The 22,528-nt window shown below is 57.7% G+C and carries 22 protein-coding genes; 9 read left to right on the forward strand and 13 right to left on the reverse strand.

Annotated elements, in window-relative coordinates:
- Nucleotides 1–6: 6 nt before the first annotated feature.
- A complete protein-coding gene (locus Poly21_RS16985) occupies nt 7–1,023 on the forward strand; it encodes a tetratricopeptide repeat protein (RefSeq protein WP_146408776.1) in 1,017 nt (338 codons plus the stop codon).
- A 209-nt stretch (nt 1,024–1,232) separates the two neighbouring features.
- A complete protein-coding gene (locus Poly21_RS16990; RefSeq protein ID WP_302119310.1) occupies nt 1,233–1,928 on the forward strand; it encodes a hypothetical protein in 696 nt (231 codons plus the stop codon).
- Nucleotides 1,929–1,985: 57 nt separating this feature from the next.
- On the opposite strand, the gene Poly21_RS16995 is transcribed toward Poly21_RS16990, so the two are convergent.
- Nucleotides 1,986–3,548 (reverse strand): aldehyde dehydrogenase (NADP(+)), encoded by a 1,563-nt coding sequence (locus tag Poly21_RS16995; protein WP_146408089.1) that lies wholly within the window; start codon nt 3,546–3,548, stop codon nt 1,986–1,988.
- 122 nt (nt 3,549–3,670) lie between these two features.
- Here Poly21_RS16995 and acnA point away from each other — a divergent pair, with 122 nt between their 5' ends.
- The 3 genes from acnA to Poly21_RS17010 all read left to right on the forward strand — a co-directional run bounded on the left by acnA (nt 3,671) and on the right by Poly21_RS17010 (nt 8,976).
- Nucleotides 3,671–6,376 (forward strand): aconitate hydratase AcnA, encoded by a 2,706-nt coding sequence (gene acnA / locus Poly21_RS17000; RefSeq protein ID WP_146408090.1) that lies wholly within the window; start codon nt 3,671–3,673, stop codon nt 6,374–6,376.
- A 45-nt stretch (nt 6,377–6,421) separates the two neighbouring features.
- Nucleotides 6,422–7,846: a DUF2254 domain-containing protein gene (locus tag Poly21_RS17005; protein WP_146408091.1), complete on the forward strand. Its 1,425-nt coding sequence runs from the start codon at nt 6,422–6,424 to the stop codon at nt 7,844–7,846.
- Between the two features lie 74 nt (nt 7,847–7,920).
- Nucleotides 7,921–8,976, forward strand: coding sequence for a hypothetical protein (locus Poly21_RS17010; RefSeq protein WP_146408092.1), 1,056 nt, complete (start codon nt 7,921–7,923; stop codon nt 8,974–8,976).
- Nucleotides 8,977–9,065: 89 nt separating this feature from the next.
- Here Poly21_RS17010 and Poly21_RS17015 read toward each other — a convergent pair whose 3' ends face one another.
- Nucleotides 9,066–9,485, reverse strand: coding sequence for a hypothetical protein (locus Poly21_RS17015; RefSeq protein ID WP_146408093.1), 420 nt, complete (start codon nt 9,483–9,485; stop codon nt 9,066–9,068).
- Nucleotides 9,486–9,665: 180 nt separating this feature from the next.
- On the opposite strand from Poly21_RS17015, the gene Poly21_RS17020 reads away from it, so the two are divergent.
- Nucleotides 9,666–10,979 carry a 3-keto-disaccharide hydrolase gene (locus tag Poly21_RS17020; RefSeq protein ID WP_436967501.1) on the forward strand — a complete coding sequence of 438 codons (1,314 nt, stop codon included), beginning with the start codon at nt 9,666–9,668 and terminating at the stop codon, nt 10,977–10,979.
- A 116-nt stretch (nt 10,980–11,095) separates the two neighbouring features.
- Here the strand turns inward: Poly21_RS17020 and Poly21_RS17025 are convergent, their stop codons facing one another.
- Nucleotides 11,096–11,887, reverse strand: coding sequence for a 3-keto-disaccharide hydrolase (locus Poly21_RS17025; protein ID WP_146408094.1), 792 nt, complete (start codon nt 11,885–11,887; stop codon nt 11,096–11,098).
- Here Poly21_RS17025 and Poly21_RS17030 point away from each other — a divergent pair.
- Nucleotides 11,886–12,071, forward strand: a complete 186-nt coding sequence (locus Poly21_RS17030) for a hypothetical protein (RefSeq protein ID WP_146408095.1) — start codon at nt 11,886–11,888, stop codon at nt 12,069–12,071. The two genes, Poly21_RS17025 and Poly21_RS17030, sit on opposite strands and share 2 nt — an antisense overlap.
- On the opposite strand, the gene Poly21_RS17035 is transcribed toward Poly21_RS17030, so the two are convergent.
- The 10 genes from Poly21_RS17035 to Poly21_RS17080 are packed head-to-tail and all read right to left on the reverse strand — an operon-like array spanning nt 12,062 to nt 19,804.
- The gene (locus Poly21_RS17035; RefSeq protein WP_146408096.1) at nt 12,062–13,771 is read right to left on the reverse strand and encodes a Na(+)/H(+) antiporter subunit D; all 1,710 of its coding nucleotides are present in this window, start codon (nt 13,769–13,771) and stop codon (nt 12,062–12,064) included. The two genes, Poly21_RS17030 and Poly21_RS17035, sit on opposite strands and share 10 nt — an antisense overlap.
- Nucleotides 13,755–14,045 carry a hypothetical protein gene (locus tag Poly21_RS17040; protein ID WP_146408097.1) on the reverse strand — a complete coding sequence of 97 codons (291 nt, stop codon included), beginning with the start codon at nt 14,043–14,045 and terminating at the stop codon, nt 13,755–13,757. Before Poly21_RS17040 ends, Poly21_RS17035 begins: the two co-directional genes overlap by 17 nt.
- A complete protein-coding gene (locus Poly21_RS17045; protein ID WP_146408098.1) occupies nt 14,042–15,595 on the reverse strand; it encodes a proton-conducting transporter transmembrane domain-containing protein in 1,554 nt (517 codons plus the stop codon). Before Poly21_RS17045 ends, Poly21_RS17040 begins: the two co-directional genes overlap by 4 nt.
- Nucleotides 15,596–17,086 carry a monovalent cation/H+ antiporter subunit D family protein gene (locus Poly21_RS17050; protein ID WP_146408099.1) on the reverse strand — a complete coding sequence of 497 codons (1,491 nt, stop codon included), beginning with the start codon at nt 17,084–17,086 and terminating at the stop codon, nt 15,596–15,598. It lies immediately after the preceding gene.
- Nucleotides 17,087–17,111: 25 nt separating this feature from the next.
- Nucleotides 17,112–17,594, reverse strand: coding sequence for a sodium:proton antiporter (locus Poly21_RS17055; RefSeq protein ID WP_146408100.1), 483 nt, complete (start codon nt 17,592–17,594; stop codon nt 17,112–17,114).
- Complete coding sequence (locus Poly21_RS17060; RefSeq protein ID WP_146408101.1) at nt 17,584–18,030, reverse strand: Na(+)/H(+) antiporter subunit B; 447 nt, start codon at nt 18,028–18,030, stop codon at nt 17,584–17,586. Before Poly21_RS17060 ends, Poly21_RS17055 begins: the two co-directional genes overlap by 11 nt.
- Complete coding sequence (locus Poly21_RS17065) at nt 18,027–18,593, reverse strand: DUF4040 domain-containing protein (RefSeq protein ID WP_146408102.1); 567 nt, start codon at nt 18,591–18,593, stop codon at nt 18,027–18,029. Before Poly21_RS17065 ends, Poly21_RS17060 begins: the two co-directional genes overlap by 4 nt.
- A complete protein-coding gene (gene mnhG, locus Poly21_RS17070; RefSeq protein WP_146408103.1) occupies nt 18,590–18,937 on the reverse strand; it encodes a monovalent cation/H(+) antiporter subunit G in 348 nt (115 codons plus the stop codon). Before mnhG ends, Poly21_RS17065 begins: the two co-directional genes overlap by 4 nt.
- Nucleotides 18,934–19,257 (reverse strand): MrpF/PhaF family protein, encoded by a 324-nt coding sequence (locus tag Poly21_RS17075; protein ID WP_146408104.1) that lies wholly within the window; start codon nt 19,255–19,257, stop codon nt 18,934–18,936. Before Poly21_RS17075 ends, mnhG begins: the two co-directional genes overlap by 4 nt.
- Complete coding sequence (locus Poly21_RS17080; RefSeq protein WP_302119321.1) at nt 19,247–19,804, reverse strand: Na+/H+ antiporter subunit E; 558 nt, start codon at nt 19,802–19,804, stop codon at nt 19,247–19,249. The genes Poly21_RS17075 and Poly21_RS17080 overlap by 11 nt, the downstream gene beginning before the upstream one ends.
- 509 nt (nt 19,805–20,313) lie before the next feature.
- On the opposite strand from Poly21_RS17080, the gene Poly21_RS17085 reads away from it, so the two are divergent.
- The gene (locus tag Poly21_RS17085) at nt 20,314–20,631 is read left to right on the forward strand and encodes a co-chaperone GroES (RefSeq protein ID WP_146408105.1); all 318 of its coding nucleotides are present in this window, start codon (nt 20,314–20,316) and stop codon (nt 20,629–20,631) included.
- 178 nt (nt 20,632–20,809) lie between these two features.
- The gene (gene groL / locus Poly21_RS17090) at nt 20,810–22,429 is read left to right on the forward strand and encodes a chaperonin GroEL (protein ID WP_146408106.1); all 1,620 of its coding nucleotides are present in this window, start codon (nt 20,810–20,812) and stop codon (nt 22,427–22,429) included.
- Nucleotides 22,430–22,528 lie beyond the last annotated feature (99 nt).

Consider the following 22,528-nt stretch of genomic DNA (forward strand, 5'->3'; position numbering starts at 1 on the left):
TCACCAATGCGTTGTATTTGTTTCACGTTGCTGCTCGTTTGCGTGGGGGCCGGAACGGTCCAGGGGCAAACCGATCGCCTCTATCCGACTGAGGGAGAGGCCGTGATCGGCAGAACCAAATCACTTGGTAAAAACGAAATCGTGATGAGCGTCGGTGGCAAGGATCAAACGTTCACACCCAGCGACGTGACGCGCATTCTCTTCCAAGGCGATCCGGCCGAACTCACGCGCGGCCGAGAACTCGTGCTGGAGGGGCAGTACCAACAGGCCTTCGATGAATTGAAGAAAATCGATGTCGCGAAACTGTCGCGTGAGATGATCAAGGCGGATGCGGAGTTTTACCTTGCTGACGTGCAGGGCCAGTTGGCTCTTTCGGGCCAGGGAGACCTAGGTGCCGCGACCAAAAACGTGATCGGATTCGTCCAAGCCCACCCAGACTCTTGGCATTTCTATGCTGCCACCCGTTTGCTCGGCGATTTGGCGAAAGCAATCGGGAACTATGACAAGGCGGCCCAATTCTACGGGTACTTAGGCAAGTCTCCGTCACGGGAACTGCAGATTGAGTCGGTTTACCAAATCGGCATGATCAAGTTGCTTCAAAACGAACTCGACCCGGCTCTGGAGGCACTGTCGAAAGTTGCTGGTCTGAAGCCGAGTTCCGCCGGCGAGCGGCGGTTGCAAACGTTTGCGAAGGCCGGCATCGCTGTGATCACAGCAAAACAGGGGCAAGGTAAAGAGGCGCTCGACATGGTTAACGACCTGATCGTGCAGCTCAACCCGACCGACACGCAAGCTGCCGCTGCTATCTATAACGCGCAGGGAGCCAGTTACCAGGCGCTCGGCGACGATGAAGGTGCGTTGCTCGCTTATTTGCATACTCAGCTGTCCTATTCCACCCACGCAGCCGAGCACGTCGAAGCCCTGAAGCAATTAGTCGAACTCTGGAATAAGGTTGGCAAGCCAGATCGGGCCGCGCAAGCCCGCGGGGAACTGCAGCAGCGCTACCCCGGTTTGAGTGGCTAATGTCGGCGACGCAAATCTTGAATCAAAATATTTCCACACGCACCTTTTGTCTGTGCTGCGGGATGTAACCCTCCGCGAGAAAAGCAAACGGAAAAGCTCAAGGTCGACGCGAGAACGGTCGGCTCGGCCTCCGATAGCTAGCATTGATCGATGGTGCAGAGGGTGTCTCTTGCGCCCGAAACTCTGCCCACCGTGGACCTCCTCCCCCCATGCGTTGCAATCAATTTTTCCGGAGCCTCAGCGTGGCCGTCTGCATGACCCTCGCTCTGGGCATGTCCCCGGCATCCGCGATAGACGGCTCAGAACTGAATACCTCCGTGGGAGTTTGGGCGCCTCTGCTGCCCAGTCTCGGGAGCAGTTCGGGTGACTCCCTCGGCACGATCGTAGGTCTTGGGGGGCATCATCGCTTCGAAGGCTATCGAACGAGCGTGGAGTCGAATATTAAATACGGTGTGACCAATACCACCGAAATGATCAACTTTGACGCGATCATGCGAGATACGTGGGACTTTGGTGATCATCACCTGTCCGCAGGCTTCGGCTACAGCATGATGAACTGGGACCAGGATGCGGGTAATCAGTCGATTGATTCTGATTACGAGGGTGCCAAAGTCGTTGCCGGTTGGCAGTCCACGTTCGGACGCACCCCGGTTTGGCTTGACCTGTCCCTGGGGCTCTACAACCTGGATGGAAGCTATACCAGTGGCGCGGTTTCGGATCATTTCAGTGATTTCGCAACCACATATGGGGTCGACTTGAAAACCGACTTTGTTGCGTTTGGGATTCCCTCCCGCGCCGTTTTCGGGGTGAATTACCTGTATGACTTTGCTGCCTTTCAGGACGGCCAGCTCGGCACCGACGACGCTGTCGTCCTGACGGGAGCTGTTGAGTTTCTGTTGTATTGATACCGATTTGCACGACGAATCACGGCGCTGGCTAGGAAAGAAACCGCAGCGTCGATGCTATGAAATCGGCCCAGTCGCATGAGACCAGTCACCGGTGGCGGTGAGCTGGTCGGATGGCCAGTTTTGATAGCAGACGGGGCGCAGGAATCGCCGCAGACTGGCGTATCCGACCGAGGTACTGTTGCCGTCCAAGCTCGCTGGGTAGGGACCGCCGTGCTGCGTCGCGGGCCCAATCTCCATCCCGGTTGGCCAGCCGTTGTATACGATGCGGCCGGCAAACTGCTCTGCGATGGGCAGCCATCGCGAGGTGAAGTCGGCGTCTCCTGAGTCCGCATGGAGGGTGGTAGTGAGCGACCCAGTGAATTGCTGGGCGACTGCGAGCATCTCCTGTTCGTCATGGCATCGAACCAGCAGCGAGACCGGGCCGAAGGTCTCGCAGTGCAATAGCCCGTCCTGGCGCAACTGCTGGTTGCCGATGGCGGTCGCCGAGTCGATCGCAAACCATTGCGGGCCGCGATGCCAGGGGCCATCTTCTGGGCCGCCCCGGCCACCATCGAAGAGCGTATGGACGTCCGGTGCTGCATGAAACCGCGCGATGCTCTGGTCAAAGGCATCGGCAATCGAACCGCTGAGCAGCGGCAGTGGGCGCTGCTGTGACATCAACCGCACCACGCGCTCAATAAATGGCCCGCTCTGCCGATCGAGCATGACCAGCACTCCCGGCTTAGTACACATGTGGCCGTTGCCGAAACGCAGCGACTCAGCAAATCCAGTCGCAATCGACTGACCGCGGTTTTCGATTGCACGGGTGGCTAAAAAGACGGGGTTGGTGCTGCCCAGTTCAGCGAAAATCGGAATCGGTTGCGGACGGTTCAGAACCGCGTTAGCGAGCGCGCGGCCACCGCCGGGACTGCCGGTGAAACCTACTGCCGCGATTGCCGGATGCTCGACAAGTCTCCGGGACGTCTCGGGACGACGACAATGCAGGAGGGCAAAGGTGCCTATAGGAAAGTCCAGTTCCCTCACGGCATCGGTGGCGACCCGGCCAAGCAATTCACACGTGCCGGGATGCGACGGGTGCGACTTAACGATTACAGGGCAACCCACCGCAATCGCGGCGACGAAATCGTTGCCGAGAACAGAGATGGCGAGCGGAAAGTTACAGGCGCCGAATACCGCGACCGGACCCACCGGGACGAGTCTCCGTCGCATCTCTGGTCGCGGCAGGGTGATTCCCGGAGCGGGTGAGCGGTTCGGATTGGCGGGATCGATCTGCCGTTGATCCCACCAGGATTGCCGCGCCAGTTCAGCGAAGAGTCGCAGTTGCCCATGGGCGCGTTGGAACTCGCCGATGACCCGCTCCGGCAGGTAGCCCGTTTCGAGCACACAGCGATCGACAATCTCCTGTTTCCGTTCGGCCAGAAGCTTAGCGACTCGCTCGAGCAAATCACCTCGCTGCACCGGCGGACAATCGGCGAGCCATGCCGCTGCGCCGGTGGCATCGTCGGCAGCGGTATTGATTTCATGCTCGCTGGCTTCGGAGAATCCGGGGGAAACCCGCTGGCCTGTGGAGGGGTTAAAGGCGTAGATGAGGTCCGTATCGTTGGGTTTTTCGATCATCGTTTGCTCGTTCCTGAGGGAAAACGCACTGCGAGGAGCATGGCTAGAAGACATTTCCACCAATCGCTGTTAAACTCAAGCCAACACGCTAGCTTTTGTCATTCTATGAAGGAAACCAACCAGTGACTGCGGATTTATTCGGTGCACGCGAACAGTTCGAAACCGGCTCAGGCAAGGCTGCCCTGTATCGACTCGAGACATTGCAGAAACAAGGTTTGGGCCAGATCGATCGTTTACCGTTTTCGATTCGGGTGCTGTTGGAAGCCGTGCTGCGAAATTGCGATGATTTCCAGATTTCGCAGGATGACGTCAGAAATTTAGCGGGTTGGCAGGCCACCGCAGTGGCCCCGCACGAGGTGCCCTTCAAGCCATATCGTGTTGTGTTGCAGGATTTTACCGGCGTCCCTGCAGTCGTGGACCTCGCCGCGATGCGGTCGGCGATGCAGCGAATTGGTGGCGACCCAAACAAAATTAACCCGCTGATCCCTGTCGATCTTGTCATCGACCACTCCGTTCAAGTTGACTTTTTCGGTAGCGAGGGCGCGCTGATCCGGAATGTCGAGATGGAATTCGAACGGAATAAGGAGCGTTACGAGTTCCTGCGGTGGGGCCAGAACGCCTTTGATAATTTTACTGTCGTGCCGCCCAACGTGGGGATCGTGCACCAGGTCAACCTGGAGTATCTCGCCCGCGTCGTCGCGATGTCGAAGGATGAGCACGGCCCCGTCGCCGTTCCGGATACCTTGGTGGGCACCGACTCGCACACGACCATGATTAACGGCCTCGGTGTTTTGGGCTGGGGCGTCGGCGGCATCGAAGCCGAAGCGAACATGCTCGGCCAGCCACTCTACATGTTGATGCCCGAAGTCATCGGTTTCGAATTGACGGGCGAAATTCCCGCCGGGGCGACGGCGACAGATATGGTTTTACGGGTCGTGGAGATCCTCCGCAACGAAGGCGTGGTCGGTAAGTTCGTTGAGTTCTTCGGAACGGGGATGAACGCCATGAGCGTCGCCGACCGGGCTACGATTGCAAACATGGCGCCTGAATACGGAGCCACGATGGGATTCTTTCCCGTCGATGATGTCACGTTGCAATACCTGCGGCAGACCGGACGGAGCAAACAGAACGTCGAACTCGTCGAGCGGTACTGCAAAGAACAGGGATTGTTCCGCGTCGATGATGGGCCCAAACTCAACTACACCAAGACTCTGTCACTCGATCTGTCGACCGTGGTACCGAGCATGGCGGGGCCCAAACGTCCGCAAGATCGTATCGCATTGTCGGACATGAAACGCGAGTTCGAGAAATCGCTGACAGCCCCGGTTGGCAAGTCAGGATTCGGGTTAGAGCCAGCGGCGCTGAAACAGGTTGGCACGGTGTCTGACAACGGAAGCACGAGCGAGATCACCCACGGTGCAGTCGTTATTGCCGCGATCACGTCCTGCACGAATACGTCCAACCCGTCGGTGATGATCGGAGCCGGCTTGGTTGCCAAGCGGGCCGCCGAGCGAGGATTGAAGGTTGCCTCGCATGTGAAAACATCGCTGGCACCGGGGTCCCGCGTGGTGACAGATTATCTCAATCGCGCCGGTTTGACCGAATCGCTTGACCAACTCGGTTTCAATACCGTTGGATATGGTTGCACGACATGCATTGGTAACTCCGGCCCCCTGCCTGAGGCGGTAGCCAGCGCGATCAAGGAAGGCGACTTGGTCGCATCGGCCGTGCTCAGCGGCAACCGCAACTTTGAAGGTCGAGTCAATCCGTTGACGCGAGCCAACTATTTGGCCAGCCCACCATTGGTGGTCGCCTACGCACTGGCAGGGACGACGGACATTGATCTCGTCACCGAACCGCTCGGCCAAGACACTGCCGGAAAGGACGTGTTTCTCAGTGATATCTGGCCGACGGCGGATGAGATACGTGAAACCATCGCCGCCTGTATCAAGCCGGAAATGTTCACCCAAGAATACGACGCGGCCGTCAAGGGCAACGAATTGTGGAACGCGATCGATATCGCCGGCGGCGCTTTGTACCCCTGGCGTGAAGAGAGCACGTACATCCACCATCCGCCGTTCCTCGACCGAGTCACCGGCGACGCAGTACCCGATATCGGGCCGATCACCGGTGCCCGGGTACTGGCGCTGTTGAACGATTCCGTCACGACCGACCATATTTCTCCCGCCGGTGCGATCGCCACCGATGGACCTGCGGGACACTATTTGCAACAGAATGGTGTGCCGGTGCGAGAGTTCAATTCGTTCGGTTCACGGCGTGGCAACGACCGCGTGATGGTGCGTGGTACGTTTGCCAATATTCGAATCCGCAATCAACTCGCCCCTGGCACCGAAGGCGGTGTGACCCGTTATTTGCCGACCGACGAGGTCATGAGTATTTACGACGCGTCGATGAAGTACCAAGCCGACAACGTGCCATTGGTTGTTTTGGCGGGGACCGAGTACGGCACCGGCAGTAGTCGTGACTGGGCCGCTAAGGGCACCATGATGCTGGGCGTGAAAGTCGTCATCGCTGCCAGTTTTGAGCGGATCCACCGCAGTAATCTGGTCGGGATGGGTGTGTTGCCACTGGAGTTTGCCAACGATGCAACTTGGGAATCACTGGGGATAACCGGTGAGGAAACCTTCGACATCGTCGATCTGTCAAACGATCTCGAGCCGCGATCATTGATCAATGTGACCGCCACCAAGCCTGATGGTGAGACGCTCGAGTTCGCTTGCCGCGTCCGCATCGATACGCCGGTGGAACTGCAGTACTACCGCAATGGCGGCATCCTGCCAACGGTTCTGCGGAACCTGCGGGGCTAGTGCACCCTCCCCAGTCGCTCGATCCCCAACGGCAGCATTAATCTCATGAATGGACTTTCGATCCGAGCTTGGCTCGTTCCATTGTCCGAGCAAGTTCGCAACAGCTATTGGTTTGTGCCGTCGCTGATGGCAATCGGCTCGATCATCCTGTCCTTAGTGACGACTTCCATCGACAGCCGCATTGGTGCGGACTGGATGAACGACATCGATTGGCTCAACGCGAACCAGCCCGCGGGGGCGAGAGCGGTATTGTCGACGGTGGCAGGTTCGATGATTACCGTCGCCGGTGTCACGTTCTCGATGACGATTCTCTCGATCTCGTCCGCGACGACGCAGGTCGGGCCTCGGCTGCTCAATAATTTCATGGCCGACAAGGCCAATCAATTCACGTTGGGCGTTTTCATCGCCACCTTTCTCTACTGCCTGATGGTGCTGCGGACGGTTCGCAATGCCGAGTCGCTGCCACCAGGGGCCGACAGCGGAATGGATTTGGCATCCGCATTCGTGCCACATCTGTCGGTGATGGTGGGCGTGCTGATGGCGATCGCAAGTGTCGGCGTGCTGATTTTCTATATTCATCACATTCCAGAAACGATTCACGTCTCGAATATCATCGCGAATGTTGGTCGGCAGCTGGACGTCCAGATTGACGGGCAGTTCCCCGCCCGGGTTGGTCAGGTCAATGACGAGGGCTCGGTGGTCGAACGTGTCGCTTTGCTTCCGCCGATGTTCGATGAATCGGCCGCCCGCGTGCTGGCGGGGAAAACTGGGTATCTGCAGTACATTGATGGCGGTGGGCTGATTGAAATTGCGAGAGAGCATGACCTTGTATTGCATGTACAACCTAGTCCCGGTGACTTCGTCACGTCGTTGACCGTCCTCGTGCTCGCATCACCTCGCGAGCGCATTACCAACGACATCGAACGCGAGCTGGCGTCGATGTTCGTCAGCGGTGCGCAGCGCTCGGCAAATCAGGATTTGCGATTCCTGATCAACCAACTCGTCGAGGTCGCCATGCGGGCATTGTCGCCCGGCGTGAATGATCCATTTACGGCAATCAGTTGTATGCAGTGGTTGCAATCGGGATTGGAATCCCTCGCCGATCGCGAGCTGCCCGCATCGGCTCGTTACGACGAGGAGGGCGAGTTGCGGATGGTCGCCGCACCGGTAACCTTTGCGGCATTCGCCTCGCTGGTCTTTGATCAGCTTCGCCCTTACGTGGCGGCCGACCGCAACGCCTCGGTCAGCATGATGGAAATGCTCGGTAATCTGACCGTCCAGGTGCCCAGTCCAAGCGATCGTCGGTTGATCGCCCGGCACGCATGCGCACTCCGTCGCGCCTGTGAGCAGGCGCAGTCGGACACGCGGACCCTCGCGCTGATCTCGAGCCTGTACCGTGAGGTGTTGTGTTTGTTGGTGGATACCGACCGCCGCACGCGAGCTCGGCAGACAGGTCAGTGGATTCGGTGACGAAGTTTGTCGCATTGGTGCGGTGATTGCACTAAACTGAGCCTATCCAGTTCACCATCATGCGGAGAGTTTCGATGAGTCCAAAGCGTTGCCTGTTACTGAGTACCTGTCTTGCGGCCCTGACGGCTGCTCCTATGCCGCTCGCGTTCGGTCAGGACACGTCGGGTCCCGGGGCACCTCCGGCGAACCCAACTCAGCTCAGTGACTCCAGTCCCAGCGGAATTAGCGACTGGGCATTGGCTGGAGTCGTGTGGAGTGACGCGAGTCTGACCCGCAAACTCGCCGCCGATGCTCTCGGCCAAGCCCAGAGCGACGGCGCTGCCTCACCCACCCAGGAATCGCTGCAGCAACTTGCTCAGCAATCTCAGCAAATCATAAAAGCATTGGAGCAATTCGGTTGGTCGCACAAGAAGAGCGGCGCTCAAGACGCAGCCCCGACTGCGGATCCAACCCCGGCTCCCAGCGTGGCCGCCGAGGCGAGCCCCGTGGCTGACACGCCATCGACCCAAGAGATCATGGCTGAAAAAATGAGGGCTGCTCGGGCGCGCGGCGAGGCCGAAGCGGCGGCCGCGAGTCCACTCAAACCACTCCCGACCCTGTCCAATCGGGTGAGCGAGCGAGATGGGCAAACTCTTTCGGATACGCTGCCCTACAGCGCTGGTTCGATCTATGACCATGGGGACTATCGACCCGGCGGCAGTTATCTCTCCGACGCTCCCGTGCCCGTAGATGCTTCCAAAGTCTACACGGGCGAGCTCGACGATATTGAACGTGAGGTTGATCGCGAAAAATCCGCCGCACGGGCTCAGGCGGAGCGTGAACAGGACAAGCAGCCCAAGGTGGATCCACGCGTCACAGCAGGGTTGCTCCGCCGTATTCAGATGGACGATTACACGACCGCGCCCCAGTCCGACACCGGCGACTCGGGTGACCACGCCGATTCGCGGTGGGTCCAGTTTCGTCTCGAGGCCAATCAGTGGACGTATTCACGTGTCAACGCTAGCCAAAGAATCCCAGCCGCTCGCGCGGCGCTGCGGCAGCTGCAAGCGACAGCGATGACTGCGGGTCGGTCCACTCAGGACGCTCGGCTGAAACAGATTTTGGCCCCCATCATGAAGTTGTCCTTATAGGGATTCTCGGAGCTTGCGGATCGTCGATCAAATCGATGTTGCCGCTGCGTATCCGCGATTTTGATCTACAGCATGCTCGTCATCCGGTACTAACGCCGGAATACTCGCAGCACGGACGTCGCCACCGCGACGACGCCGAAGAGTGGTAGCGCGGCAATGATCAGTTTCGGCTGAGCAGCGACGAGGATAATAGCGATCACCCCCAGAACAGCGAGTCCGGGCGGGAGCCAACGCGCGGGGCGTTTGAGGGAGTCCCAAGCCAGCCAAATTGCGCCGAAAACCAGTCCGATCCGCGTCAGGGAGGCGATCATAAAACCGCTGGTGGAGGCCGATCCTGAAAGGTACTCGAGTCCGCCGGTGAGTTTGGCGATCACCGCACACAGCAGGCACGCCCCGGCGGCCGCGCCGGCGAGGTAGCGGCGACTTGTGCCCCTGGCCCCACCGCCTGGGGAGTCACCACGAGGGGGCTGGGGGCTGCGAATTCGGGATTGCTTGCGATTATTTGGCATTGCCACGCAGAAGGGAGGTTCGGAACAAGTGGACTCGGAGATTATACTAGTCTCTCTGTCGTCACCACCTCGCCCCATTCTCCCGCCTGTTGAAATATGACTTCTCGGTCTCAGAAAACCACTCCATGCGGTTTTCTTCGCAATTTCACGCATTTGCTCATCGGTTGCTCGTTCACCACGGTGACCACCTTGCTCCCTGGGAATGCGTTATCGACGGTCCACGCGGACGATCCGCCACAGGTTGCCTCGCAAAATAAGTCAACTCCGCCGGTTGCGTCAGCAAGAAAGCCCCTTTTTGATGGAAAGTCCATTACCGGGTGGAGCAACCCCTACGAATGGGGAAAGACCGACGTGGTCGACGGCGAACTGCACCTGACTGGTGAGCGAAAGTATTTTTTAGTAACCGACCAAGTTTTCCACGACTTCGAATTCGAAGGCGAAATCAAACTTCCTGAAGGGAAATCGAACAGCGGGTTCATGGCCCGCGGTCAGGTTGAGCCCAATCGAGTTTATGGCTACCAAGCCGAAGCCGATCCGACAGAGCGGCGATGGTCCGGCGGGCTGTATGACGAAGGTCGCCGTCAGTGGCTCAACCCGCTGTGGAAGCAACCCGACGCCCAGGCCGCATTCGATCGTAATCGCTGGAATCGGTATCGCATCCGCTGCGTCGGCAACCATCTCCAGTTTTATGTGAACGAGGTCCCAACAACGGACTATTTCGATCCCGCCGATCTGAGCGGCCGGATTGGATTGCAGCATCATGGCGAGAAAGGCCAGATGGTCCGATTTCGAAACCTAACCGTTCGAGACATGGGACAGCATCAATGGGTGCCTCTGTTTGACGCGCAGACCGCCAGCAAATCCGCCGCTGAGGGCGAAATTATTCCAGGTTGGAAGGCCATCGGTGGTGGTAACTGGACGGTTGCCGATGGTGTCCTGCAGGGCCGCGCTAGCGTTGAAGCGAACGAACCGAACGGTCTGCTGTACTGCACTCGGCAATTTGCCAACGCCACGTTTCGAATCGTTTATCGATTCACTGAAGGCGACAGTGGCTTTTTTGTCCGCAGTAAAATCACCGATGCCAACCCGTTCGTGGCAGGTGTGCAGTGCGAGATCGATGACTCTGATGCCGTCGGCGGGCTCTATCAGACCGGCGGCAAAGGCTGGGTTGCCAAGCCACTGCACTATCTCGATACCCGCTTCCCACCGGACCGCCGCGACGTCGTCCGGGCACAATGGAACCAAGCTCGTCAGGTACCCGCCACCCCAGTGGAAGGCGACACACCAGCTGACCCTGCGGTAAAACCCTGGCAAACGATGGTCGTCTCGGTGCACGGCAAACGCATCGTAACTCATCTGAACGGTTGCCTCGCCGCCGACTTTGTTGTCGACGATCTGGCCGAATCCGGTACGATCGCCTTGCAACTCCACGGCAATCAAAACCTGGAAATCGACTTCCGCAGCATCGAGGTTCTTGAACCCGTCAGTAAGTAACGCTTTGAGATGGGAAATGAGTGATGCCACACGTTTGCTCGACTCAAGCGATAAACGGCACCTCGTTCCACTCCTATGGACCGAGTATCTCGATACGATACCGGTTCGGTGCGTACTCAGTTCTTCAGCATGCTTTGCACGCGTAAGCGTTCTTTGGCAAGGGCCTGGCCAACGACCGGCAATGGCTCGAAGTCGGGCGATGGCTTCAATTCTTCGTCGGCTGCGATGACACGCCAGCGAAGATTGCGAAACCACACGGGATGGCCGTGGTCCTGCAACCATAGCTTGCCACCACGCCCCGTGAGGTCGCCACCGCGGATCGTTAGCAATTCTACCATCGCCGCCCACTTGGGATCGGTATAGTCGAAATCAAGTACCTTTTCGCCGTTAAGCCAGTGTTGGATCACGGTTCCCTTGCAAAGGACCCGTGCGGAATTCCATTCTCCCACTGGACGAGTTGCATCCTCCGATGGCGCCATGCAGAAGAATAGAGAGGCAGCTGCTTGACGCGGATTCTCACCATACGGGCTGCCGATATTATCGAGAACCTGATACTCAACCTGCCCTGGGCGGTAGTAGACACCACTGTTGCAGCCTGGTGATACTTTCCAATCGAATCGCAATTCAAAATCGTCGGGGACGGTCTGCCTGTCATAGGTCAGGGGGCCCCCATCCGCCGCGCGATGGAACGCACCATCCTCGATCTGCCAATTGCCTTTCTGTGACCAGCCGTCAAAGGTTTTTTCGTCGGATAAAGACACAAACGCCTCCGCTGGCGCCGGCTCGCTGAGGCTCTCAGGTGAACTCGATGATGGCACATCGGGGGTCACTCGGCGCTCTTGGCCGTGCACCGTCGAGCTTGTTGTCACGAGCAATAGGAAACAGGCGACTACATAGGAAGAATGCATGGAAGGCAACGCTGGTGATATTTGGAATTCCGTCACCGACAAGACGACATCGATTCTGGAGCGAGTGATTGTCGCATTGCCAGAGGCCACAAACAAGTTCCCGCAGCGGCCATTTTGGGGCGGGGAGCGATGCCAGCGATTGGTCGACGCACCGCGTCGCGCTCGAGGCGTTACTTACAAGTAGTAAACGACGAGTGATGCCGCCAGGAGTGCGGATGCCCAAAATGCCATTGCGTTCGTTGACCACGTGCGACCAAACAGTCCTGTCTCGCAAAACGCAGCCCGCGCGTAATCAAGGACGTCAGTGAGCCCGCTTATGAACGCGGTTCGCACGGCACTGTCAGCGGCAACGATCCCAGTTCGCAGTTTTGCAACCAGTCTAGGAATGGCAATACGGTAGAACCAATCCGTATCTAAAACAGTCGCACGCTGCTCGGCGGGATACCAACCCATTTTCATCAGGAAAACGAACGCCAGTCCAGCAAACATTAATAGTTGCAGCTGCGTGACCACGTGGGTCGTCGTATAGGGATGATAATCGAGAGTGTGCGGCAGCAACCCGTACAGCAACGGGTAGGCCGTTCCCAGAATGATGCACCCCGCCGACGCCATTGCCATCGCTACCAGCATGTTTCGCGGCGCCTCTTGGACTCGTTTACCACTGTCGTGGGCGAAGAATGCGAAGAACGGGATTTTAATCCCCGAATGCTCCATCACACCCGCTGACGCAATTAACAGCACGATCCACACACCCAACATGTGCTGCTCGGCAGCTGCCGAGATGATCATCGACTTGCTAACGAATCCGCTCAAGAGCGGAAAGCCAGAGATCGCGCCAGCGCCAATCAAGCAAAACGTCGTCGTCCAGGGCATCGACTTATGCAGCCCACCAAGTTCGGTCGCTTTGATCGTTCCGACCCGGTACAGCACCGCACCCATCGACATGAATAGCAATGATTTGTAAATGATGTGACAAAACGCGTGAGCCACTGTGCCATTAATTGCTAGTTCCGTGCCGATCCCAATCCCGACGACCATGAACCCAAGTTGGTTATTGAGGCTGTAGGCCAACACTCGCCGCAAATCATTCTCAATCACGGCGAATACAATCGGGAACAATGTCATCGCACAGCCCACCCAGATCAGCGGCTCGAAGCCGGCAAAACCACGGATCAACGAATAGACGGCGAGTTTCGTCGTGAATGCACTCAGGAAAACGGTGCCCGTGACGGTCGCTTTCGGGTAGGAGTCCTGCAACCAGTTGTGTAACAGCGGGAACGCGCACTTGATCCCGAAAGCAACCAGAATCAGCTTGCCCGCCAGCGTCAAGCCTTCATCCGCACCTACGAAGGAAGTGAACGACAGCGATCCCGTCTCGACGTATTGCACGATCGCGCCGGACAGCAGCAGCACCCCCGAGGTGACTTGGATGATGAGATACCGCATCCCGGCCCGGTATGAGCGCTCGTTGTCGCTCGCCCAAATCAGGAACACACTCGAGATTGCCGTCAATTCCCAGAACACGAACAGCGTCAGCAAATCGCCTGCGCATGCGGCCGCGATCGCCGCGCCCGCGTAGAGCGCGCCCGCCACGTGCTGCCGCGGATCACGCACGTGCAGCGCATAGATCGCCGAGATGATCGCAGCCAAATGGAACACGATTGCGAAGGGGCGTGATATCGAATCGATCCGTACCAGGTGCAGTTCGGCCCCGAACAAAGTCAGGTTTCCATGATCACCTGACGGGGTCAGGATAAACAACGCGAGGCTGAGAGCCGACAGTGCAAGGACCGTCCATGCCTGCATCCGCCTGGCCAGCAAGGGCAGGAACAAGGCGCCGATCATCATCAGGAGTCCAGGCGGTAGATCAGCGATCGCGGTCATGATCCTGCTCCTCGCTCTCGTAATAATCCTCGGGGCGTGAAACCAGCAGCCGCAGCAATCGTCCTAAAAAAACGATCACGACGAACGATACGAAGCCAAACCACGCTTGAAACGCGAATGTCGTTTCGATGGGGAAATGAGGGTGTGGGTTGGTGTAAAAGAGGTCTGCGAGGGCTAGGCCAGCGCAGCTGACCACCAACGCGATAATCATATTGCGAATGTTTTGAGGTCGTTCAAACCAACTGGGATTGTTCGTCGAACCGGATGCGTTCATCGCGATGTGGCCTCCGTAGGTTCTTTCATTTCCAGCATTGCCGGCCCACTCTCGGTGATGGGCAATAGGACTTCGTAAAGCCATTGGGCAACGAAGAATAATGCCACGCTGCCAATGGCCGTGATGCACAGCGGCACCACGCACAGTAGTGGAGCCTCCTGCATTTCCGCAAACCAACTGCCGCCTGCCGCTCCATCATCCTCCGGCTGATCCGAACTTGCCTTCATGAATGCGCGCATCGGAATCGGAACGAGGTAGGCAATGTTCAACAAAGAACTAATCATCAGCGCTGCCATCAAGAAGTACTGGTGAGTTTCAACCGTCCCTATCGCTAGGAACCATTTGCTCCACGCTCCGCCCCCGGGAGGCAGGCCAATGATACTGACCGAAGCGACTAGGAACGCCGCAAAGGTCAAAGGCATCTTGCGACCGAGCCCATCGAGTTCGCTGACGTTCTTTTTATGAGCGGCAACGTAGATCGCGCCGGCACAAAAGAACAAGGTGATCTTACCCACCGCATGCATCGCGATGTGCATCCCACCGCCAATCACACTGCTCGGCGTTGCCAGCATCCCACCGAGAGTGATGTAGGCCAGCTGACCGATCGTAGAATAAGCCAATCTCGCCTTGAGATTGTCTTTAGTCATCGCGATCAAGGAAGCAACAACAATTGTGAAACCCGCCACATAGGCCAGGTACAAACTCACGCCACTTTCACGCAGCAGTTCCAGTCCGAATATGTAGACACAAACCTTCAAAACCGAAAATACGCCAACTTTTACTACCGCGACCGCGTGCAAGAGTGCGCTGACCGGCGTCGGTGCGACCATCGCGGCCGGCAACCAACGGTGAAACGGCATCAACGCCGCTTTGCCAATCCCGAATGTGAACAGCCCGATCAGCACACCCAGTCCTGTTTGCGAAATGCGTCCTGTGGTGAATGCGTCCGACAAAATTCCACCCAGGCGAAAATCCAAGGTTCCCGCCAGTGACCAGGTCCAGACAATCGCCAGCATGAACAAGCCAATCGATGTCGACAACAGGATCCCGAGATAGACCCGGCCACCTCGTCGCGCCTCATCGTTGCCATGATGCGTGACGAGCGGATATGTTGATATCGTCATCAATTCGTATGCGACAAAGAGCGTGAACAGATTCGCGGAAAAGGCAGCCGCTAGTGCCGCAAAAATGGCGATGGCGAAACAGGTGAAGAATCTCGTCTGATGATGTTCGTGATGCCCACGCATGTAACCTACAGCATAGGCCGTCGTCAGCACCCACAACCCGGCAGCGACCAGCGCGAACAGCATCCCCAGCGGTTCGACTCGGAAAGCAATATCGAATCCTGGTAGTAGCTCGCTGATTGCCAGTTCCGGACGCTGTCCTGAAAAAACGGAACGCGACAAACACCCAACGGCGATTAACAGCAGGACCGCCACAGCACCCGAGCACCCGTCGCGAATATTGGGCGCTTTGCCAAAGATCACAATCAATGCGACCGCGACAAGTGGTAGCAAAAGCGAAACCCAAATGAGCTGTTCAGAGGTCATTTATGGCGTCTCCCCCAGCAGTGCGATCGCGGCAGCCCGAGCGATGCCAGCTGAGTAGGGCGTCCAAACGCCAAACACAAGCGTTCCGCCAATCAGCAGATAGGTGGGGATCAGCATCCGCAGCGGAGCTTCGGTCGCCATGGCCGCAGCCTCACTCGGTTCGGCGAAAAACAGCGTTTCCACCACCCGCCAAACATAGGCAACCGCTAGCAGTGAACTGACCAGCATCAGGACAGCGATCGGCCACCGCCCGGCTTCAATAATGCTGGTCAGTAGCAACCATTTGCTAATGAACCCGGCTGTCAAGGGAACGCCGATCAGCCCCAAGCCGCCGATCACCCATGCTGTGGCCGTCCACGGCATCGTCCTGCCGGCACCCTTCCAGTCCGATAGTCGCACGCTCCCCAATCGCAGCACGAAACAACCTACCACCATGAACAGTCCGCCTTTGATCAAGGCATGGTTGAACATGTGGACGATCCCACCGGATAAGCCCGTGGGCGTGACCAGTGAGACACCCAGCAGCATGTACCCGACCTGGGCGATGCTAGAGTAGGCGAGCAGCCGCTTGACGTTGTCCTGAAAAATGGCCGCCGTCGAAGCAATGAAGATTCCGACTAATGAAAATAACATCAATTCGGTGTCGAGCGGTAAAAAGACGAAGGCGAATCCTGGTGTAATGATGCCGTAGATCAACCGAATGAAGACGTAGACCGATACTTTGGTGGAAGTCGCTGCGATGAAACACGTAACGACCGATGGGGCGTAGGTGTACGCGTTCGGTAGCCACGTGTGCAGCGGAAGCACCGCCATCTTGATGCACAGCCCCACGGTCAGGAACGCGAATGCGACCAGCACGGTTCGAGGCCCGTGTTCGTGAGGCAACCGAGCGGCGATCTCCGCCATGTTGAGGGCCCCTGTCATCTGATAGAGCAAGCCAATCCCAATCAAGATGAACGTCGCACCGATACTGCCGAGGATCAAATACTGGAACGCAGCCAGCGGTGCACGACGCGTTCGTCCCAGGCTGATCAGCGCGTACGAGGAAAGTGACGAGATCTCCAGGAACACGAACACATTAAAGAGGTCGCCCGTCACGCACATCCCCAGCAACCCTGTCAAACACAGGAGATAGGTGGCATAAAACAGGTAGTGCTTCGAGGCGGGGATCTCGTCGCGAACGCTCAGCGGCGCATACATCAGCACTACGGCGCCGATGCCCGATACGAATGTCAGGACGAATCCAGAGAACACATCGACACGATACTCGATGCCATAGGGTGGGTGCCAATTGCCGAGATCGTAGTGGATCACTCCCGATTCGAGCGTCTCGCCAAGCATGGTCACACTGCACGCAAACGCAAAAATCGAAACGGTCAGCGCGAGCCAGTAGGCGGCTCGCCCATTGCCCAGCAGCACGCATGTGGGCGCTGCCATCAATGGCAGCACGATCAAGAGGATTGCCAATTGGGAGTTAATCGCGTCGATCACCAGGTTTGCCTCAGAGCATGCAGTCTCATTCGCCGCGATCCAGTTGAAGTATCCGTTCCTCGTCGACTGTTCCATAGTCCTCGCGAATTCGCACGACGAGCGCTAGGGCAAGCGACGTCGTCGCGACGCCTACGACGATTGCCGTGAGCATCAACACACTCGGGAGCGGATTGGAGTACACGATGGTGCTCGCCGCGGTGGCGGCTTCCGCGATGACTTCCTCGTGTCCACCGGCACTGCCCGTTAATGCATGCTCAGCACCGGAGTGCCCGCCCTGAGCGAGTGTCTGCGATTGTTGATGGGCGATCTCCGGCGGAATGATGGGAGCGGTACCCCCTTTGACCTTGCCCATCGTGATGTAGAGCAAAAACACTGACGTCTGAAAGATGTTCAGTCCGATCACGGATTTAATTAGGTTCTTTCGTGCCAGGACAATATAGAAACCAGTCATCATGAGGAAGATGACAATCCAGTAGTTGTAGAGTCCGGCGATTGCTTCAAGTGTCATGGATACGCCTTCGTCCGGCAAACGTGTAGAAGATCATCGTCATCACCGACGTGACCGTGATCCCCACGCCGACTTCAACTAGAAAGATTCCTAAATGCTGGCCACTGGGCAAATGCCACTTTGGCATCACGTGGTGCTCGAGCACGCTGTAGTCAAGGAACTTGCCGCCAAGGAACATCGTCAGGACGCCCGTGCCTGCGTAGACCAGGACACCCAGCGCCATTGCCTTTTCGATCACGATGGGGGGAGCCACCCGTTTGATCGCTTGGAGCCCGAAAACGAGACCATACAGAATCAATCCAGATGCAAAAATGACACCGGCTTGAAACCCGCCACCGGGACCGTAATCCCCATGGAACTGAACGTACAGCCCGAACAACAAGATGTAGGGGATCAGCAGTTTCGTAATGATTCGGATGATAGGAAAACGAGTCATGCGGTTTCCTCCGGGCTAGCCGCGTCCGCTGCGGACTGATCCGGCTCGTCACGTCGCAAGATCAGCAGGACGGCAATTCCCGCGGTCAACACCACCGTAGTTTCCCCGAGTGTGTCGTAGCCACGGTAGCTCGCCAGTAGCGCGGTCACCACATTGGGCAGCCCGTGCATGTCTTGAGCAGAGCGTTCAACGTAGGAAGGCGATGGGTAGAGTTGGACGGGAGCGTCGACTGCGCCGAGGTAAGGCATGTCGAGTGTTCCGTAGACCAATGTCGCGCCCGTCACCACCACGATCAGTAAGGGCATCCACGACGAACTGCGAGGGATGTCGGCACCCTGCCCCGTCAACGCCATCGTGCTGAGCATGAGCACCGTTGAGATCCCCGCGCCGACGGCGGCTTCAGTGAATGCCACGTCCGGTGCATCGAGAATCATCATCCAGCTCGCACTGAGGAAACTGTAGATCCCCGTGAACATAATCGCCGCCCACAGTTCTCGCAGGCGCGCGATCACTACCGCAGTGATCGCAAGTAAAGCAAGTAGGGCAAATACGATCAAATTCATTTTGATTCTTCCTGCTCTATCACCGGCAACTGGGCATTCGGCTCGAGATCCAAAACAGGTCGCAAGCCTCTCAGTAAAGCTGATTTCGCTAACGCATGGCAGGAACTTGGGCTCGTGATCGTCAGGAAGAACATAATGACGAATAGCTTAAACGCCACCAGCGTGGGACCTGCGAGCAGGATTAAACCGATCATTACCAGGCCCGCGCCCATGGTGTCCGTGATGCCGCCGCCATGCATCCGCGAGTAGAACTCCGGAAGTCGCACTAACCCAATGCCGCCGACAATCGAAAACGCAGCACCGGCGATCAAGAAAAAGTAGCTGGCAATTTCAAGCAGGATCATGGCGACTCCTCAGGTGGCGGAACATCGTCGCTGAAACTGTTGTACTGCGTGAATCGCAACAGCGCTACCATGCCCACAAAATTGATCAGGCTGTACAGCAACGCCAAATCGAGGAAATCACTGCGTCCCGTCATGAAACTGACCACGCTGATCAGAAGCACCGTTTTGGTGCCGAACATGTTCAGCGCCAGGACGCGGTCGAACACTGTTGGCCCGAGCGTTGCCCGTACCAGTGCCAGGGACATTGTGATCAGCACGCCAGCGGATGTGGTCATCAGGATGCCACTGGTCAGTCCGGAGGGGAGTAAATCAGGTGGCATCGCGGGTCTCCGAATCCTGGGGTGACTGGCTTGCACCGCCGCGATCATCGCTCTCCGTAGCGCATTTGCTACCACACTCAAGGCGGCAAACTCGCTCACCCATTCCACCGGAGATCTGCTCCTTGGTTTCCAGGAGTGCGAGGCCATGCACAAGCACTTCATTGTCCTGTAACCGCACTGAGACCGTGCCCGGGGTGAGCGTAATGGAGTTGGCGAAGATGACCCGTCCCAGTTCGCTCGCCTGATTCGCGGGAACTCGAATTAAGTTACGCCGCAGCGGCATCTTTGGAGCCAGGATGATTTTGGCGGCAACGACATTTGCCCTCACGATCTCCTTGACTAGCCATAGGGCGTAAAGCACCACCCGGACGACTCCGAGATGGGCCGGTGCCCCCTCCTCGTCGACGATTTGCATCCTCGTCGTCAACCAGAGGCACAGCGCGCACGAACCGACGCCCAATCCGATCAGAAACGGATTGTTGAAGTGTCCTGACCACAGGAGCCAATTGGCCAGCAGGGCACCGAAGAGAGCGAGGCCATATTTCACGTGCGAAGCATTCAATCCATGGAAACGCATGCGGCGGGTGAGTGAACCGTGCCCAGAGGAACGGACTGCCCGCATACCTTAAACCGCACGCCCGCTTCCCGACAAGCAGTCAGGATGCGTGTGAGAGCCATCCGGTTCCTGCTGCTGGTTGGCACCGAGCGGAGGGGCGCGCGGTTGCTCGGCAGCTATCGGTGCCTCGTTCCAGTTCAATTGGCGGACTGCCAATCTGAACGAGCAGAGCCCTAGGTGACTCTGGTTCAGCGTCGTAAGGCGTTTCTATGAAAGGGTTTGTGTCGTGTGATTGCGTGTCGGCACGCGGATTGCTCAAGACGCATGAGAACACTGCGTCGCTGCCACATTGGCCAGCCCCGGTGATACATCGCCACAGCGGAGCCCGTGAGGGGTTCCCCCACGCGGTGAACCACTGTCGAGAAGTTTCGGCAGATTGACTCCACGGCCATCCTTCAATTTTCACACTCTCGCCCACGATACAGAAAGGTGTCACGGACATGGCAACTGCCACGAAAAAGGCTTCGAAAAATCGCTTGCAACCCCTCGGTGAGCGCATCGTCATTCAGCGTGAAGAACGCGAAAGCACCACGGCGGGCGGTATCGTGCTGCCAGACTCCGCTCAGGAAAAGCCCGCTCGCGGCACTGTGATCGCAATCGGCACCGGCAAACAACTTGATGATGGCAGTCGTGCCCCCAGCCAGTTGAAGACTGGTGAGCGGGTGCTCTTCAGCAGCTATGCCGGCGAGACCATCGAAATCGACGATGTCGAATACCTGCTGATGCGCGAAGACGATGTGCTCGCCGTCATCGGCTAGGTCGTGTTGATCCGCTTGGTGGTGGCGACGCCCCTGTAACGCGGAGTGCTGCAAGGCACCGATCGCTACCGGCTGTGCAGCCATGGGCGTGCTGCGGTTCACAGGATCCGCAGTGCCGGCCAGTCAGACTGACAACGATATTCTCATTTCCAAAAACCCTACAACTATTTAGTTCACTATGCCTAAAATCATTGCATTCGATCAAGAAGCCCGCGAAGCGATCCGCCGCGGTGTCGGCAAACTCGCTCGTGCCGTCAAAGTCACGCTCGGCCCAAAGGGTCGCAACGTCATCCTGCAGAAGAGTTTCGGCAGCCCCACGGTTACCAAGGACGGCGTGACTGTCGCCAAGGAAATCGACCTCGAAGACGTCTATGAGAACATGGGCGCGCGGATGGTTCGGGAAGTCGCCAGCAAGACCAGTGACGTTGCCGGTGACGGCACCACGACCGCGACTGTGATGGCCGAAGCGATCTTCAACGAAGGTCTCAAGGCCGTCGTCGCCGGTGTCAATCCAATCCAAATGAAGGCTGGTATCGAAGCTGCTGTGGCCGATATCACCGCTCACCTGCACTCCATGGCCGTCAAGGTCAAGGACAAGGAAGCGATGGCCAATGTCGCGACCATCGCCAGCAACAATGATCGCGAAATCGGCGATCTGCTCGCCGATGCGATGAGCAAGGTTGGCAAGGACGGCGTGATCACCGTCGACGAAGGCAAGAGCCTGCAGACCGAACAAGAATGGGTCGAAGGCATGCAGTTTGATCGCGGCTATCTCTCGCCGTACTTCGTCACCGATTCAGCTAGCATGGAAGTCGTCCTCGAAGACGCCTATGTGCTCGTTTACGAAAAGAAGATCAGCAACATCAAAGACATGGTGCCGATGCTCGAGAAGGTTGTCCAGCAAGGCAAGCCGCTCTTGATCATCGCCGAAGACGTCGATGGTGAAGCACTGGCGACCCTCGTGATCAACCGCCTGCGTGGCACCTTCACCGTTGCTGCCGTCAAGGCTCCTGGCTACGGCGATCGTCGCAAAGCAATGATGGAAGACATCGCGATCCTGACCGGCGGAAGTGCCATCTTCGAAGCACTCGGTGTCAAGCTCGATAGCGTCGACTTGCCGCAGCTCGGTCGCGCCAAGAAGATCATCATCGACAAGGACAACACCACCATCATCGAAGGTGCTGGCAAGTCGGCTGACATCCAAGCTCGGATTGCACAGATCCGTCGCGAAATTGAGAACTGCAGCAGCGATTACGATCGCGAAAAGCTGGAGGAGCGATTGGCGAAACTCGCCGGTGGTGTTGCCAAGGTCAACGTGGGTGCCGCGACCGAAAGCGAAATGAAAGAGAAGAAAGCACGCGTCGAAGATGCCCTGCACGCAACCCGTGCGGCTGTCGAAGAAGGCATTCTGCCCGGCGGTGGCGTGGCTCTGCTTCGTGCTTCGGGCAAGGTTACGCCAGCCGATGACATGACCGACGATCAACGCGTCGGATACAACATTGTGCTGCGTTCGTGCCGTGCACCGCTGCACATGATCAGCGAAAATGCTGGTCAAGACGGCGGCATCGTGTGCGAGAAAGTTCTCGCCATGAAGGGCAACGAAGGCTACAACGCTCTGACGGACGTCTACGAAGATCTCGTCAAGGCTGGCGTCATCGACCCCACCAAGGTAACCCGCACCGCCCTCGGCAACGCCGCCAGTGTGGCGACACTGTTGCTGACCAGCGACGCGCTGATCGCCGAAAAGCCCAAGGCTGACGGCAAGTCCGGCCACACCGGTGGCAACGATATGTATTGAGCATCCGCTTCCCCTGGATGACCCAACCACGAAACCCTCTCGCCCATGCGAGAGGGTTTTTTGTTTGCCGCCCCGCACGCTCCTGTTTCACTGGCCTGC

Origin of the sequence: Allorhodopirellula heiligendammensis (assembly GCF_007860105.1) — a bacterium.
Taxonomy (GTDB): domain Bacteria; phylum Planctomycetota; class Planctomycetia; order Pirellulales; family Pirellulaceae; genus Rhodopirellula; species Rhodopirellula heiligendammensis.

Coding starts and splice junctions, on each gene's coding strand:
- Poly21_RS16985 (WP_146408776.1), top strand. CDS start 7: ATGCGTTGTATTTGTTTCACGTTGCTGCTCGTTTGCGTGGGGGCCGGA.
- Poly21_RS16990 (WP_302119310.1), top strand. CDS start 1,233: ATGCGTTGCAATCAATTTTTCCGGAGCCTCAGCGTGGCCGTCTGCATG.
- Poly21_RS16995 (WP_146408089.1), bottom strand. CDS start 3,548: ATGATCGAAAAACCCAACGATACGGACCTCATCTACGCCTTTAACCCC.
- Poly21_RS17005 (WP_146408091.1), top strand. CDS start 6,422: ATGAATGGACTTTCGATCCGAGCTTGGCTCGTTCCATTGTCCGAGCAA.
- Poly21_RS17010 (WP_146408092.1), top strand. CDS start 7,921: ATGAGTCCAAAGCGTTGCCTGTTACTGAGTACCTGTCTTGCGGCCCTG.
- Poly21_RS17015 (WP_146408093.1), bottom strand. CDS start 9,485: ATGCCAAATAATCGCAAGCAATCCCGAATTCGCAGCCCCCAGCCCCCT.
- Poly21_RS17030 (WP_146408095.1), top strand. CDS start 11,886: ATGGAAGGCAACGCTGGTGATATTTGGAATTCCGTCACCGACAAGACG.
- Poly21_RS17025 (WP_146408094.1), bottom strand. CDS start 11,887: ATGCATTCTTCCTATGTAGTCGCCTGTTTCCTATTGCTCGTGACAACA.
- Poly21_RS17035 (WP_146408096.1), bottom strand. CDS start 13,771: ATGACCGCGATCGCTGATCTACCGCCTGGACTCCTGATGATGATCGGC.
- Poly21_RS17040 (WP_146408097.1), bottom strand. CDS start 14,045: ATGAACGCATCCGGTTCGACGAACAATCCCAGTTGGTTTGAACGACCT.
- Poly21_RS17045 (WP_146408098.1), bottom strand. CDS start 15,595: ATGACCTCTGAACAGCTCATTTGGGTTTCGCTTTTGCTACCACTTGTC.
- Poly21_RS17055 (WP_146408100.1), bottom strand. CDS start 17,594: ATGACACTTGAAGCAATCGCCGGACTCTACAACTACTGGATTGTCATC.
- Poly21_RS17060 (WP_146408101.1), bottom strand. CDS start 18,030: ATGACTCGTTTTCCTATCATCCGAATCATTACGAAACTGCTGATCCCC.
- Poly21_RS17065 (WP_146408102.1), bottom strand. CDS start 18,593: ATGAATTTGATCGTATTTGCCCTACTTGCTTTACTTGCGATCACTGCG.
- mnhG (WP_146408103.1), bottom strand. CDS start 18,937: ATGATCCTGCTTGAAATTGCCAGCTACTTTTTCTTGATCGCCGGTGCT.
- Poly21_RS17075 (WP_146408104.1), bottom strand. CDS start 19,257: ATGCCACCTGATTTACTCCCCTCCGGACTGACCAGTGGCATCCTGATG.
- Poly21_RS17085 (WP_146408105.1), top strand. CDS start 20,314: ATGGCAACTGCCACGAAAAAGGCTTCGAAAAATCGCTTGCAACCCCTC.
- groL (WP_146408106.1), top strand. CDS start 20,810: ATGCCTAAAATCATTGCATTCGATCAAGAAGCCCGCGAAGCGATCCGC.